Raw genomic sequence first — 12,626 nt, 5'->3', positions numbered from 1 at the left:
CCGCCGATATCAGGCGAGGCGCCGGTTGAGCGCGAAGGACCGCATGACCTGGCCGATGAGGGACGGCCGCTGCCGGGTTGCGGCGGTGCGGGTTGAACGGGTCTGCTGTTGCAGGTCGCGCATGGCGGCGGCATAGCCTTCGGCGCGCGCCTGCTCCAGCGCCACTTCGAAGGTCTTCTCGATCACCGGATAGCATTCTTCCGGCAGATAGGCGTTCGGGGCATCGGTGCCATAGACGCGTGCCATCTTGCAAAGCGTGCTGCCGAGCAGGGCTGCCCATTCCTCGTTGCTTCTTGCCATCTTTCATCCCTCTCTCAGGTGAGGCCCGCCGTTCGGCATCGCCTCCAATGACAGCGACTATTTCACCGTCCGTTGCCGCTGACTGTCACCTGGGTGACAGCACCGGACAATCCTCCAAGTCGACGCCATCAGGTCCAATAGCGTAGGACTGTTTCACGACTATTGCAGGAAAATGACAGCCCGCTCAACTTGCATTGTGCAAAAAAGCAGAACCTTCCGTGCGCGCGAAGTAGATCAGGTCCAGCGAGAGGCTTGGCCCGCCGACCATCGTCAGCATGGCGTGGCACTGGCCGCGATGGTGGGTCTGGTGGTTGAAGACATGGGTGAGGGCGGGGCCGAGCGGGTGGGTGATGAGCGTGGGGTTGGTCAGCGGCGTATAGGTGATGTCGCGTGCAATCTCGTCTTCGGTCAGCCCGTCGATATAGGCGATGATTCGCGTATCTTCGGCCTGGCGGGCGGCCCGGAGACCGGCAAAATCCTCGTGAAGAATTGCATTGAGGCTGGTCGGCGCTTCGCCCGCGCCGGTGAAACGCTTCAGCCAGATGCGGTCGGCGCAAAGAAGATGGTTCAAGGTGCCGTGCAGCGAGCCGAAGAAAGCGCCGAGGTCCTTGCGGTAGGCGGCATCGTCGAGCTTTCCGACGGCCTCGTAGAGCGTGCGGTTGGCCCAGGCATTGTAGGCGGCGAACATGCGGTAGTGGTCGAGCATCGGCGTCTCCGTGATTTGCCCGGACTATAGCGGAAGCACGCATCGGCGGCGTTGATGTCATCCATGAAATTATCTGATTTGCGCAGCCAGCCGCCCTGCGCTCCAATGCAGTCAAACCATGACGAGGATTTCATGACCCGATTGCTCTATGCGCTTGCCGGCGCCGACAAGGAACGCCAGTTTTCCCCCCATGTCTGGAAGACCGTGATGTCGCTCGCCCACAAGGGCCTCGACCATGACACGGTGCCGGTCGGCTTCACCGAAATTCCCGGCATCGAGAATGGCGGCACGGCGACGGTGCCGCTGTTGCGGGACGGCGACAGGCTGGTCGGCGACAGTTTCGCCATCGCGCTCTATCTCGACGAGGCCTATCCCGACCGTCCCTCGTTGTTCGGCGGCGCAGGCGGTGAGGCCATGGCGCGCTTCATCGAGAACTGGTCGCAGTCCACCCTGCATATGGCGATCACCCGCATCGCCATTCTCGACATCCACAACCTGCTCGGCGAGGCCGATCGGGCCTATTTTCGCCGCAGCCGCGAGGAACGCCTCGGCGCCTCGCTGGAGGACATCGCGGCTGCCGGCAAGGCTGAGGTCGAGGATTTCTCGAGAAAACTGCAGCCGCTGCGCAACATGCTGAAGATCCAGCCCTTCATCGGCGGCGAAGGCCCGCTCTTTCCGGACTACATCGTCTTCGGTGCGCTACAATGGCTGCGCACCACGGCCGGCACGAAAGTGCTTGAGGAGGACGATCCGGTGGCGCTGTGGTTCGCCCGTTGCCTCGATCTGCATGGCGGTGTCGGCCGGCGTGTGACGGCTGCGTGAAAGTTTGACCACGATTGCGCCAAAAGCCGCGCCCCCCTTGTTTTGCGGGGCGTTGGCGGCTATTGAACCGCCACTTTCACCGGAAAACCAAAGGGAAACGGGAAAATGGCGATTGAACGCACCTTTTCGATGATCAAGCCGGACGCGACGAAGCGCAACCTGACCGGCGCCATCACCAAGATGCTGGAAGATGCGGGCCTGCGCGTCGTTGCTTCCAAGCGCGTCTGGATGAGCACGCGCGAAGCCGAAGGCTTCTACGCCGTTCACAAGGAACGCCCCTTCTTCGGCGAACTCGTTGAAGGCATGACCTCCGGCCCGACGATCGTCCAGGTTCTCGAAGGCGAGAATGCGATCCTCAAGAACCGCGAAATCATGGGCGCCACCAACCCGGCAAACGCCGACGAAGGCACGATCCGCAAGACGCATGCTCTGTCGATCGGCGAAAACTCGGTTCACGGCTCCGACGCTCCGGAAACCGCTGCCCAGGAAATCAAGTACTGGTTCTCCGACACCGAAATCGTCGGCTGATTCAATCTGTCCGGCTGAGGCCGTACAGCTTTGATGTCATTGGGAAACCGGAGCCGCAAGGCTCCGGTTTCGTCATTTTGCGGGGTCGAAACGGAAGATCGGCTGGCCTGACAGCAGCAGCGCCTCGGCGGGGTGATGCATGTAGCTGGCGCAGGTCCGATCAAGCCGCATCGCGAAATCCGTTGCCAGTGCCAGCTTCATTTCCGGCGGCTCGACCGTCAGCACGAAATCGGCGAGGCGGGCCGGATCACCCGCTGCAAACAGCAGCTCCGCCACGATGGGGGCTTTCGCCTCGTCCTTCGCGAAAGCTGATAGAGGCGAGGATTTGAGTGCTCCGGCGAGCTCCGTCCACAGCGGCCATCTGGCCTGGAATTTGGCGCTGATGTCCTTCGGCGTCGCGGGCAGATCGGCGCTCTTGCCGGTGAGGTAGGGTGTGAGCGCATCGACTGCGATCAGCCGGTCGATTGCATCGCGCATCGATGCATCACCGACGGCACGCATATAGCCATCCGTGTTTTCGAGCGTGCTGTCGACCACGGCGGGATCGGCCTCGTTTTCCCGCAGCACCCTGTAGGCCGTGAGCCAGGCCGTATTGAGCAGACCGTCGGGCTTGATATGTCCCGCGGCGATTTCGGCCAGCACGGCCTGCGCCGCCTTTTCGGCGGGCGCGATGCTGCCCGTCTGATTCACATAGGTCATCAGGAAATCGCGCTCCGGCTCCTGCGCCGCCGCGACCGACACCGTGTGAAGGCTCTTCTGCTGGGCCTGCACCTCGGCATCCGGCAGCGGGATGCGCGGCAGGGCCGGTCTGCCGACGAGAGCCGGCGCCCAGCTCCACATGCGGGTCAGGTCCGGGATCATGGACTGGTCGGCAAAGCCGGCGACGAAGACGGGCCAGGCATTCTGATCGCGCTGGCTGGCGGCGAGGCCGGCCTGGATGAAAAACAGCTTGTGGCTGCCCGCCAATGCGGCGAGCTTCACCTTCTCCGCGTCCGGCCAATCTATGATGGCGGGCACGACGCTCCCGAGGAGGGATGTCTGCCGTTCAGGCGGCAGGCTGGCAATGGCGGCAAACAGTTTCTCGCCATCGCCGGCCTGCAGGATCGCCCTGAGGGTGGAGATCAGCCCGTTGAGCTGCACCGGATCGCTCACCTTGAGCGCATCGTAACCACCCCGTGCCGCGTCGATGGCGCCGGCGAGGTCGATCGCCTCGCGCACGCCGGCATCGCGCAGTCCATGGGCGAGGGTGGCCGCGTCCTCCATGGAAAGCTTGCCGTAGCGCATCTTCAGATAGGCGGCCTCCGCGCCGAAACGGCGCGTCTTCAGCCGGGGCAGTTTCTCCCGGTCGGCAAGGACCACATCCGAAAGGGCAAGTATTGCAGCCTCACCTGCGCAGGCGGCCGGCTCCTCGGCCTGGACCGTCGCGGAAAGCATCGTGAAGCCGAGGGCCAGAACAGGCAGGAACCGCATCGAACATCCTCCCGAAAACCGTTTCAGGCGGAACGCATCGGGAGAGGCGAATATTCGCTCAGACCGCGCACTTTGCCGTTTCGAAATGTGCCGGCGCTTTGCCGTCCTTGAAGACCTCCGGGTTCTTGTCATAGGCGGGGCCAACGACGAGCGCCTTTTCCGGCAGGATGCTCTGGTCGATATTGGACGTCACCTGGGTTTCCAGCGCCTGTAGCGTATCGCCATCCGGGCCGAGAACCGAAATCGCAACCTTGTAGGGCTGGTTCTTCTTCACGCAGGTCACGTCGGGGCTTTCCAGCACCACGCGGGTCAGGTTGGGGAAAATCTTGCGCTCCAGCGTCAGCGGCGCCCCGCCGGCCGGGTTCTCGAATTCGGCCTTCACGATGGAACCCTCGGGCAACGGCTCGGTCTGCTCCAGCGTCACCATGTAGGTCGCATAGGCGAGGCGGTAGTTGAAGACGAACATCTTGCCGGTCAGCTTCAGCGGGTCGGGGCCGGCCTCGCGCTGGCAGGCGGCGAGCAGCAAGACAAGCGGCAGGGCGATGAGAAGGGCTCTCTTCATGGCTGGGTCTCCGCGCGGTTGCGACGATAGTGGCGGCTGGCCTTCACGCGGTTGCCGCAGACGGCCATGTCGCACCAGGCGCGCGAGCGGTTGCGGCTGCGGTCGAGAAACAGCCAGTTGCAGTTCGGGCAGATTTTCAGCCGCTCCGGCTCCGGCCGCGACAGCAGCATCAGCGCGGAGCGGGCCGTGGCGGTGTCGAGCGCCCGTGGCCGCTCGCCCGATATCCTGAGCGTTGCCGAGATGGCATCGAGCAGATCGGCCAGCAGCGCCGGCTTGCCTGTTCCAAGTACCTCGGCGCGAAAATGCCGGTCGATCGCCTCGCGCAGCCGCACCAGCCCGGCGCGCGCCCGGTCCTCCACCGGTTCCAGCGGGCCGAAAAGGGCTCGCTCCTCGCCGTGTTCGTTCGCGCCGGAGGCAAAGGTGTCCATCGTGGCTGGATCGGCAAAACGGTCTATGCGACGCTCCGGATCGGCGCGCAGCACGACGGAGTTCGCGACATCGAGCGCGAGCGCGCCACCGGAAAAACGATGCGGGGTCCAGGAAAAGGTCATGGTATATTCTAACTGGTAAAATCCATTTTGCCAGTTATAATTTGGGGCGATGAAACCGGAACCGCCATGGCCTATTTCCTCCAGCAGATCGCCAATGCCGTGCCCGTCGCCGCGCTCTATGCGGCGCTCGCCTTCGGCTATTCCATTGCCTTTGCCGTGACGCGCCGGGCGGATATCGGCTACGGTGCGCTCTTTGCCTTTTCGGCGCAGATGTTCGTGCTGTTTTCCGGTTATGGCTGGAGCCATCTCTGGCTGGTGCTGCCCGCCGCGCTCGGCTTCGGGGCGGTGATGGCGCTGCTCTACAGCGTCGGCGCGGGGCTCGTCGTGGGGCGGCATGTCATGCGCCCGCTCGCCTTTTCCTCCGACAATACGGTGGTGGTCGCAGCGCTCGGCGTCGTGCTGGTGCTGATGGAGACGGCGCGGCTGGCCTCCGATACGCGGAGCCTCTGGCTGCCGCCTTTCCTCAATGCGCGCATCACCTTCTGGGCCGATCCGGCCTTTCCCGTCGTGCTCACGGTCATCCAGCTTGCCAATACCGGCGCCATGCTCGCCATCGTCGCCGTCGGTTACTTGGTTCTTTCGCACTCTGCCTGGGGCAGGCGCTGGCGCGCGGTGTCGGAGGACCGGCTGGCGGCGGAACTCTGCGGCGTCGATGCGGCAGGCGTCTATCTCTCGGCCTATGCCGTGGCCGCGCTCATCGCCAGCCTCACCGGCATTCTCGCCGTCTCCTATTACGGCAATATGGATTTTGGAGCGGGGCTGGTCTTCGGCGTGAAGGTGCTGTTCATCGCCGCCATCGGCGGGGCAGGGGCGCCGCTTCTCTCCGCGCTCGGCGGCGCAGCCATGGGCCTCGCCGAGACGCTGTGGAGCGCTTATGGCGATTTCCTGTGGCGGGATCTCGTGATCTTTTCCGCGCTGGTGCTGCTTCTGGTGATTTTCCGCAGGGAGAAGACGGTGCCCTAGACCCATTTCTCCCGCGCCCGGTCGTCGCTCTCCTTGGCATCGACCCACCCGCCGTCGCGGCCATCGGCGAAATGTTCTTTCTTCCAGAAGGGCGCCGATGTTTTTAGGTAGTCCATGACGAAGGACGCGCCGTCGAAGGCGGCGTGGCGATGCGGGGCGGCAGCGACGACCAGTACGATATTGGCGCCCGGCGCAATTTTCCCGACGCGGTGGATGGCGGTGATGCCGAGCAGGGAGAAGCGCGCGACGGCCTCGGCGCAGATGCGGGTAATCTCGGCTTCCGCCATGCCGGGATAGTGTTCCAGCTCCAGGGCGGAGAGGCGGCCGCCTTCATCGCGGCAGAGGCCGACGAAGCTGACGATGGCACCGGCATTCGCCCGGCCTTCGGTGAGGCGGGCAGCCTCGGCCGCGGCGTCGAAATCATCCGTCTGGACGCGCACGGTCACCGGAGCCGAAACGCCGCCGGCCACGGTTCAGCCCCCCGTCATCGGCGGGAAGAGGGCGATCTCGCGTGCACCGGTGATCGGCTCGTCGTGTTCGACGTGTTCCTGGTTGATCGCGATGCGGATCACCTTCTCATGCTCGAGCGCATGGGCATATTCGTCGCCGAGCGACTTCAGGTGGCGCAGCAGGTCGGTGCCGGTCCTGATATCGGCGGGAAGATCGATGTCTTCCTCGCCCTTGCCGATCCGTTCGCGCACCCAGGCGAAATAGACGAGCTTCGTCATCTCACTCGTCCACGATGTGCTTCAGGCCGGCGCGGAAATAGTCGTAGCCGGTGTACATGGTGATGAGGGCTGCGGCCCACAGCAGGGCGATACCGATCTCGGTCGTGTAGGGCAGGACCTTCTCACCGGCCGGGCCGGCAAGCAGGAAGCCGATGGCCAGCATCTGGATCGTCGTCTTCCACTTGGCGATGCGCGTCACGGGAACGCTGACCTTGAGGTCGGCGAGATATTCACGCAGGCCCGAGACGAGGATTTCTCGGCAGAGAATGATGATCGCCGCCCAGATCGTCCAGCCGGCAATGGTACCGTCGGCGGCCACCAGGAGCAGCACCGAAGCGACGAGCAGCTTGTCGGCGATCGGGTCCAGCATGCGGCCGATATTCGACGTCTGGTTCCAGATACGGGCGAGATAGCCGTCCAGGTAATCGGTGATCGAGGCCACGGCAAAGAGGCCCAAGGCCGTCCAGCGCGCGAAATCCGACGATTGCAGGCGCCCTTCCACGAAAAAGCAGAGCACGATCAGCGGAACGGCCACGATGCGGGCGTAGGTGAGGAGATTCGGAATGCTATATGCGCGGGAAGCCATGGATTTTTCAGTCTCGATCTTTTGCGGCTAGATGAGGTCTTTGTGACAGCGCCGTCAACCTTTGTTTCCGGCGATTCTTGGCGAATTTACGGAGCGCTGGGGAATATGAGGGGGAAGTGTGCATTTTGAAGGCATACGATCCACTATCCGTGCGTTTTCTATCTGTTGCAGTCAGCCGTATCTGGCCGCTTCATGGGGCTGGTATCTAGTCCGACCCGTGCTCTGCGAGTGCTGCAGTAAGCCTTTGTGAACAGGGGGATTATTGCAGACGGCTATTGCGCGATGATTGTGCAATATAATATTGCAAAGATACATCGCGTCGATAACACAGGGTTGTATTTGGAATGGCTGTTTTCACTATCCCATCAGGAGAATATCGCGCTGAGATTCCAGGCGGAATTTACGGTGAAATTAAAATTGTCACGAACGGAATTGGGTCTCACGATCTCCTTCTCCTTGGTGATGTAAGGGTCTCAACGCTCATTCTGGATGCATCGGTCGCAGTGACATCTTTGACCTTCGCTGGGTTCACGTTGGGCGGCACGGCAGGGAGCGATGTATTTGATTTTACTAGCGTTCGAGATTTCGACTGGATGTCGGATGCGATCAAACTCGGAGCCGGAAACGACATATTTCGTGCGGGAGTGAGTGGCTTATGGGTGGAGGCTGGAAGCGGGAATGACAGACTCTACGGCGGAATAGGGACAGACACCTTCGATGGTGGGGATGGGGACGACATTATCTTCACCGGTGGCGGCTATAATTCTGGAGGAGCTGACGAACTTCACGGCGGCAGCGGTGCTGACCTTTTCGTGGCCTTCAAGCGTAGCACTGCGGAGTATCAAGATAGCAACGCGGAGATCAAGGATTTTAAACCAGGCGTTGACCGTATCGATATATCCGCTTTTGGCATTTCAAGCTTCACGCAACTGGAGCACATCTTCGACGACCGCAGAAACGGAGTTGGGTTTAACGCAACACGTGCAAGCAGCGGGAATGCTTTTTTTCTAGAAGGAGTCAAGAAAGAGGGGATAAGCGCCCGTGATTTCATCTTTTATACAGGAAACGCGCGAGACGTTATCGGAACTAATCTCGATGATCGATTGTTCGCGGCGGCTGGCGGCTCAAAGCTTAAAGGTGGGCATGGACGTGACGAGCTTTTCGGCGGCGCAGGCGCTGATATCTTCGTTTTAGCCATTCGCAGTAAGGCGCCAGACATGGATAGTCTGAGTACTATTGTCGACTTTAAGCAGGGCACTGATCGCATAGATGTGAGTGCTTACGGGATCAGCAATTTCAGCCAGTTACAAAAAACTATCGAGATAAAAGGTGATGGCAACGCATGGTTCAGCGCCCAATATGGGGAATCCCAAAATCAGTTCACGATCAGGGATGTTGCACTAAGCGAGCTTACTAAACGTGATTTTATCTTTAATGTTGCGTCGGTGAAAGAAATCACCGGGACGGTGTCGTCTGACTGGTTATTCGCAACTCAGGGCGGAACGACGTTGCGCGGCGGGCGTGGTGATGACACGCTTTTGGGCGGCGATGGTGATGATACGCTCGACGGTGGTTCCGGCGAGGACAGAATGGAAGGCGGCAAGGGCAATGATATCTATATCGTCAACAACAGATACGACAAAATCATAGAGAACAAGCTCGAGGGTATCGATGTCGCCAACACTTCGATCAGTTTGACATTGGTTGCCAATATCGAGAACCTGATCCTGCGGTTAGGTGATATCAATGGCACCGGAAACGAGCTTGCAAATACGATTACCGGTAGCGACGGCAACAATGTGCTGAAGGGTATGTCAGGCAATGACAAGCTTTTTGGTCGTGTTGGCAATGATACACTCATCGGAGGTCAAGGCGCGGACGATCTCTATGGCGGCACCGGCAAGGACGCATTTGTCTTCACGTCGCTGAAAGATTCGACCGTTGCCGTTTCTGGCCGTGACACCATCTTTGACTTCTCGCGGACGCAGGGCGATCGCATCGATCTTTCTGGCATCGACGCGATGTCTACAACCTCGAAGAACGACGCCTTTGCCTTTATCGGTTCCAAGGGCTTTTCGGGCAAGGCCGGTGAGCTGCGCTTCGACAAAGAAGCGGCCGGAACCTATATTTATGGTGATGTGGACGGTAATGGGAAGGCGGATTTCGCTATAGAACTCACTGCGGCGGTTATGCTGTTGAAAGGCGATTTCATTCTCTAGATTATGGGCGATGCTGCATCGCGAGGTATGTCGGAAACAGGGCGCTAGAGAAATTCAGCGCCCTGTTTTGTTTGTTGAGCCAAGGTCTTCAACCCGCCGCATCATCGTGAAAATGGTTGTAAACGATCCGTGCGACGCTCTCCGAAATGCCTGATACCGCCATGAGATCGACCATCGCGGCGCGGGAGACGGCCTTGGCGGTGCCGAAATGCTGGAGCAGGGCGCGCTTGCGGGTCGGGCCGATGCCGCCGATCTCGTCGAGCGGGTTCTTCACCATCTCCTTCTTGCGGCGCGCGCGGTGCGAACCGATGGCGAAGCGATGGGCCTCGTCGCGCAGGCGCTGCACGAAATAGAGCACGGGATCGCGCGGCGGCAGCGAGAAATCCGGAATGCCGCGCATGAAGAAGCGTTCGCGACCGGCCTCGCGGTCCGCACCCTTGGCGACGCCGATAGCGATGACCTGGTCGGTGATGCCAAGCTCTTCGAGGATCGCCCGTACCGCCGTCATCTGGCCCTGGCCGCCGTCGATGAGGATGATGTCCGGCCAGGCCGGGAAGGGCTGGTCGGCGGCGTCGGTGCTCTGGTCGGCATTGCGATCCGGCAGGCCCTCTTCCTTCATCAGACGGGAGAAGCGTCGGGTCATCACTTCCTTCATCATGCCGAAGTCGTCGCCGGGCGTGATGTCGGTCGATTTGATGTTGAATTTTCGATACTGGCTCTTCACGAAGCCTTCCGGCCCCGCCACCACCATGCCGCCGACGGCATTGGTGCCCATGATGTGCGAGTTGTCGTAGATCTCGATGCGGCGCGGCACGGTTGGAAGCTTGAAGGTCGCGGCAAACCCTTCGAGCAAGCGCGATTGCGAGGCGGTCTCGGCCAGCTTGCGGCCATGCGCCTCGCGGGCATTGGCGACCACGTGGTCGACGAGGTCCTTCTTCTCGCCGCGCTGCGGCACGGAAATCGTCACCTTGTAGTTCGAGCGCTCGGACAGCGCCTCCGAGAGAAGGTCGATTTCCTCCACCGTCTCAGACAACAGGATTTGCCGCGGGCAAGGCTTGTCGTCATAGAACTGGGCAAGGAAGGCATTGAGCACTTCCGCACCCGTCAGCTGCGGATCGGCCTTGGGGAAATAGGCGCGGTTGCCCCAGTTCTGCCCGGTGCGGAAGAAGAAGACCTGGATGCAGGAAATGCCGCCCTCGTGGTGAATGGCGAAGATATCGGCCTCTTCCACGCCGGCCGGGTTGATGCCCTGATGGCTCTGGACATGCGACAGCGCCGCCAGCCGGTCGCGATAGACGGCGGCGCGCTCGAAATCGAGGTCTTCGGCGGCGGCGTTCATGGCCTCGGCCATATGCGCCTTCACCTTCTGGCTCTTGCCGGAAAGGAAGTCCTTCGCCTCCTGCACCAGTTCGGCATAGTCCGCGTCGCGGATCTCATTGGTGCAGGGGCCGGAACAGCGCTTGATCTGGTAGAGCAGGCAGGGGCGCGTGCGGCTTTCGAAAACGCTGTCGGTGCAGGTGCGCAGCAGGAAGGCGCGTTGCAGCGAGTTGATCGTGCGGCCGACCGCGCCGGCCGAGGCGAAGGGGCCGAAATAGTCGCCCTTGCGGCTGCGTGCGCCACGATGCTTGAAGATCGCCGGCGCCCTGGTGTCGCCGGTCAGCAGGATATAGGGAAACGACTTGTCATCGCGCAAAAGCACGTTGAAGCGCGGGCGCAGGCGCTTGATGAGGTTGGCTTCGAGCAGCAGCGCCTCGGTCTCCGTGCGCGTCGTCACGAATTCCATATTGGCCGTCTGGCGCACCATCTGCGTGAGACGGTTGGAATGCACGCGGCCCTGCGCGTAGTTCGACACGCGCTTCTTCAGGCTGCGCGCCTTGCCGACATAGAGCACGTCGCCGTCGGCATTAAACATGCGGTAGACGCCGGGGCTGTTGGGCAGGCGGTTGACGAAGTGCTGGATCAAATCGGCGCCGGTGACGCCCTCGGGCAGGTCGCCGCCTTCGTTCCAGTCGATGCCGGGCGTGGCGGCGACAGGATCGGCAACGCTCGCCGCTGTGCTTTCCGGAAGCTCGTCGTCCTCGTCCGTCTCGTTTTCGTCGTAGAGGATGCCGCCATCCTCCACCTTCCGGCCGTTCATTCCGCTATTCCCCTGACATCGGGTGTTTCCCAGGCGAGATGCTGCCCGCCATCGAGCGCTATCATTTGCCCCGTTATGGACGGCGTGTCGAACAAAAAGCGAACTGTGCGGCCGAATTCGTCGAGATCGGGGCCGCGCCGCAGGATCAGACCCTCGACCTGCGCCTGGAAATCGGCGTCGTCCTGGCGCTCGTTCGGCAAGGAAGGGCCGGGGCCGATGGCATTGACGCGAACATGCGGCGCAAAACTCTGCGCCATGGTGCGCGTCGCCATCCACAGGGCGGATTTGGAGAGCGTGTAGGAATAATAGCGCGGCGTCGGGTTCCAGACGCGCTGGTCGACGATGTTGACGATCGAGCCGGCGGCACCGTCAGGCAATTGCCGGACGAAGTCACGCGCGAGGATCGACGGTGCCTTCACATGAACGGCGAAATGCCGCTCCCACAGCGCATCGTCGAAGGCGGTGACCGTATCCGGCTTGAACAGCGAGGCATTGTTGACGAGGAGATCGAGCGGCCCGAGTGCGGCGACGACCCTGTCGATCAGCGTCGCCGTCGCGGCGCTATCGGAAAGGTCGCATTGCACCACGCAAGCCGTCCGGCCGCGCGCCCGAAGTGTGGCGGCGAGCGCCTCCGCTTCCTCGAGAGACTCGTTTGCATGGATGGCGACGGCAAAGCCGTGCGCGGCGAGATCCTCCACGATGGCCTTGCCGATGCGTTTTGCGCCGCCCGTCACGAGGGCCGTTTTCATGGGTTTCTTCAAGAACTGTCCGTCCTGCCGATTCATTTGATTAACCGGCCCAAGATATAGACATCCCAGCGCAGGCTTAAACTCCCCATGACAATTGGTTGCGGAAAAATTAACCGCAAAAGGCAATTCAAAGTAATTTGAAGTATATTTTACCGATTTCTTCCATTGTTGAAATCATGGTTAACGATTTACCTGGTGCGCAAAAACCACATCCAAATTGTGCCATGGCCGTGCCACAATGATTTCACATTTTGGCTCTTTCATTTCCTCAATCTTTATTCAATTTCACCTCAACCGGGCGGGAC

General features: G+C 61.2%; 14 protein-coding genes. 4 read left to right on the top strand and 10 right to left on the bottom strand.

Translation table 11 applies throughout. From position 1 onward, the window contains the following. Positions 1-9: 9 nt before the first annotated feature. Positions 10-300, bottom strand: coding sequence for a hypothetical protein (locus ACOZK4_RS26765; protein WP_313522378.1), 291 nt, complete (start codon positions 298-300; stop codon positions 10-12). Positions 301-484: 184 nt separating this feature from the next. Continuing rightward, positions 485-1,006, bottom strand: coding sequence for a DinB family protein (locus ACOZK4_RS26760; RefSeq protein ID WP_313522379.1), 522 nt, complete (start codon positions 1,004-1,006; stop codon positions 485-487). A 132-nt stretch (positions 1,007-1,138) separates the two neighbouring features. Here ACOZK4_RS26760 and ACOZK4_RS26755 point away from each other — a divergent pair, with 132 nt between their 5' ends. Beyond that, positions 1,139-1,828 carry a glutathione S-transferase family protein gene (locus tag ACOZK4_RS26755; protein ID WP_421594680.1) on the top strand — a complete coding sequence of 230 codons (690 nt, stop codon included), beginning with the start codon at positions 1,139-1,141 and terminating at the stop codon, positions 1,826-1,828. Positions 1,829-1,933: 105 nt separating this feature from the next. Continuing rightward, positions 1,934-2,356, top strand: coding sequence for a nucleoside-diphosphate kinase (gene ndk, locus ACOZK4_RS26750; RefSeq protein ID WP_069059233.1), 423 nt, complete (start codon positions 1,934-1,936; stop codon positions 2,354-2,356). Between the two features lie 72 nt (positions 2,357-2,428). Here the strand turns inward: ndk and ACOZK4_RS26745 are convergent, their stop codons facing one another. From ACOZK4_RS26745 to ACOZK4_RS26735, 3 genes are read right to left on the bottom strand one after another with little or no spacing between them, the layout of a single operon-like run. Beyond that, on the bottom strand, positions 2,429-3,826 hold the full coding sequence (locus ACOZK4_RS26745) for a hypothetical protein (protein ID WP_421594679.1): 1,398 nt from the start codon (positions 3,824-3,826) through the stop codon (positions 2,429-2,431). 58 nt (positions 3,827-3,884) lie between these two features. Next, positions 3,885-4,388: a hypothetical protein gene (locus ACOZK4_RS26740; protein ID WP_421594678.1), complete on the bottom strand. Its 504-nt coding sequence runs from the start codon at positions 4,386-4,388 to the stop codon at positions 3,885-3,887. Next, positions 4,385-4,939: a CGNR zinc finger domain-containing protein gene (locus ACOZK4_RS26735; protein WP_421594677.1), complete on the bottom strand. Its 555-nt coding sequence runs from the start codon at positions 4,937-4,939 to the stop codon at positions 4,385-4,387. Before ACOZK4_RS26735 ends, ACOZK4_RS26740 begins: the two co-directional genes overlap by 4 nt. Before the next feature lie 66 nt (positions 4,940-5,005). On the opposite strand from ACOZK4_RS26735, the gene ACOZK4_RS26730 reads away from it, so the two are divergent. After that, positions 5,006-5,902 (top strand): branched-chain amino acid ABC transporter permease, encoded by an 897-nt coding sequence (locus ACOZK4_RS26730; protein ID WP_421594676.1) that lies wholly within the window; start codon positions 5,006-5,008, stop codon positions 5,900-5,902. Here ACOZK4_RS26730 and ACOZK4_RS26725 read toward each other — a convergent pair. The 3 genes from ACOZK4_RS26725 to pgsA are packed head-to-tail and all read right to left on the bottom strand — an operon-like array spanning position 5,899 to position 7,216. Beyond that, positions 5,899-6,372 carry a molybdenum cofactor biosynthesis protein MoaE gene (locus ACOZK4_RS26725; RefSeq protein WP_421594675.1) on the bottom strand — a complete coding sequence of 158 codons (474 nt, stop codon included), beginning with the start codon at positions 6,370-6,372 and terminating at the stop codon, positions 5,899-5,901. The two genes, ACOZK4_RS26730 and ACOZK4_RS26725, sit on opposite strands and share 4 nt — an antisense overlap. Positions 6,373-6,375: 3 nt before the next feature. Further along, a complete protein-coding gene (moaD, locus tag ACOZK4_RS26720; protein ID WP_421594674.1) occupies positions 6,376-6,630 on the bottom strand; it encodes a molybdopterin converting factor subunit 1 in 255 nt (84 codons plus the stop codon). Position 6,631: 1 nt separating this feature from the next. Further along, positions 6,632-7,216: a CDP-diacylglycerol--glycerol-3-phosphate 3-phosphatidyltransferase gene (gene pgsA / locus ACOZK4_RS26715; RefSeq protein WP_313522387.1), complete on the bottom strand. Its 585-nt coding sequence runs from the start codon at positions 7,214-7,216 to the stop codon at positions 6,632-6,634. Positions 7,217-7,560: 344 nt separating this feature from the next. Between pgsA and ACOZK4_RS26710 the strand changes: the two genes are divergently transcribed. Further along, complete coding sequence (locus ACOZK4_RS26710; RefSeq protein WP_421594673.1) at positions 7,561-9,435, top strand: M10 family metallopeptidase C-terminal domain-containing protein; 1,875 nt, start codon at positions 7,561-7,563, stop codon at positions 9,433-9,435. A gap of 88 nt (positions 9,436-9,523) precedes the next feature. On the opposite strand, the gene uvrC is transcribed toward ACOZK4_RS26710, so the two are convergent. After that, positions 9,524-11,572 (bottom strand): excinuclease ABC subunit UvrC, encoded by a 2,049-nt coding sequence (gene uvrC / locus ACOZK4_RS26705; protein ID WP_421594672.1) that lies wholly within the window; start codon positions 11,570-11,572, stop codon positions 9,524-9,526. Beyond that, positions 11,569-12,321, bottom strand: coding sequence for an SDR family oxidoreductase (locus ACOZK4_RS26700; RefSeq protein ID WP_421594671.1), 753 nt, complete (start codon positions 12,319-12,321; stop codon positions 11,569-11,571). The genes uvrC and ACOZK4_RS26700 overlap by 4 nt, the downstream gene beginning before the upstream one ends. Positions 12,322-12,626: the final 305 nt, after the last annotated feature.

Origin of the sequence: Shinella sp. M27 (assembly GCF_049199905.1) — a bacterium.
Lineage (GTDB): Bacteria > Pseudomonadota > Alphaproteobacteria > Rhizobiales > Rhizobiaceae > Shinella.
Note: the sequence above shows the minus strand (reverse complement) of the source record. Positions and strands in the feature narration are given on the sequence as shown.

Excerpts from the sequence above, each read along its gene's own strand:
- ACOZK4_RS26760 (WP_313522379.1), bottom strand. The coding sequence starts at position 1,006 with ATGCTCGACCACTACCGCATGTTCGCCGCCTACAATGCCTGGGCCAAC.
- ACOZK4_RS26755 (WP_421594680.1), top strand. The coding sequence starts at position 1,139 with ATGACCCGATTGCTCTATGCGCTTGCCGGCGCCGACAAGGAACGCCAG.
- ACOZK4_RS26735 (WP_421594677.1), bottom strand. The coding sequence starts at position 4,939 with ATGACCTTTTCCTGGACCCCGCATCGTTTTTCCGGTGGCGCGCTCGCG.
- ndk (WP_069059233.1), top strand. The coding sequence starts at position 1,934 with ATGGCGATTGAACGCACCTTTTCGATGATCAAGCCGGACGCGACGAAG.
- ACOZK4_RS26700 (WP_421594671.1), bottom strand. The coding sequence starts at position 12,321 with ATGAAAACGGCCCTCGTGACGGGCGGCGCAAAACGCATCGGCAAGGCC.
- pgsA (WP_313522387.1), bottom strand. The coding sequence starts at position 7,216 with ATGGCTTCCCGCGCATATAGCATTCCGAATCTCCTCACCTACGCCCGC.
- uvrC (WP_421594672.1), bottom strand. The coding sequence starts at position 11,572 with ATGAACGGCCGGAAGGTGGAGGATGGCGGCATCCTCTACGACGAAAAC.
- ACOZK4_RS26710 (WP_421594673.1), top strand. The coding sequence starts at position 7,561 with ATGGCTGTTTTCACTATCCCATCAGGAGAATATCGCGCTGAGATTCCA.
- ACOZK4_RS26730 (WP_421594676.1), top strand. The coding sequence starts at position 5,006 with ATGGCCTATTTCCTCCAGCAGATCGCCAATGCCGTGCCCGTCGCCGCG.
- moaD (WP_421594674.1), bottom strand. The coding sequence starts at position 6,630 with ATGACGAAGCTCGTCTATTTCGCCTGGGTGCGCGAACGGATCGGCAAG.
- ACOZK4_RS26740 (WP_421594678.1), bottom strand. The coding sequence starts at position 4,388 with ATGAAGAGAGCCCTTCTCATCGCCCTGCCGCTTGTCTTGCTGCTCGCC.
- ACOZK4_RS26765 (WP_313522378.1), bottom strand. The coding sequence starts at position 300 with ATGGCAAGAAGCAACGAGGAATGGGCAGCCCTGCTCGGCAGCACGCTT.
- ACOZK4_RS26745 (WP_421594679.1), bottom strand. The coding sequence starts at position 3,826 with ATGCGGTTCCTGCCTGTTCTGGCCCTCGGCTTCACGATGCTTTCCGCG.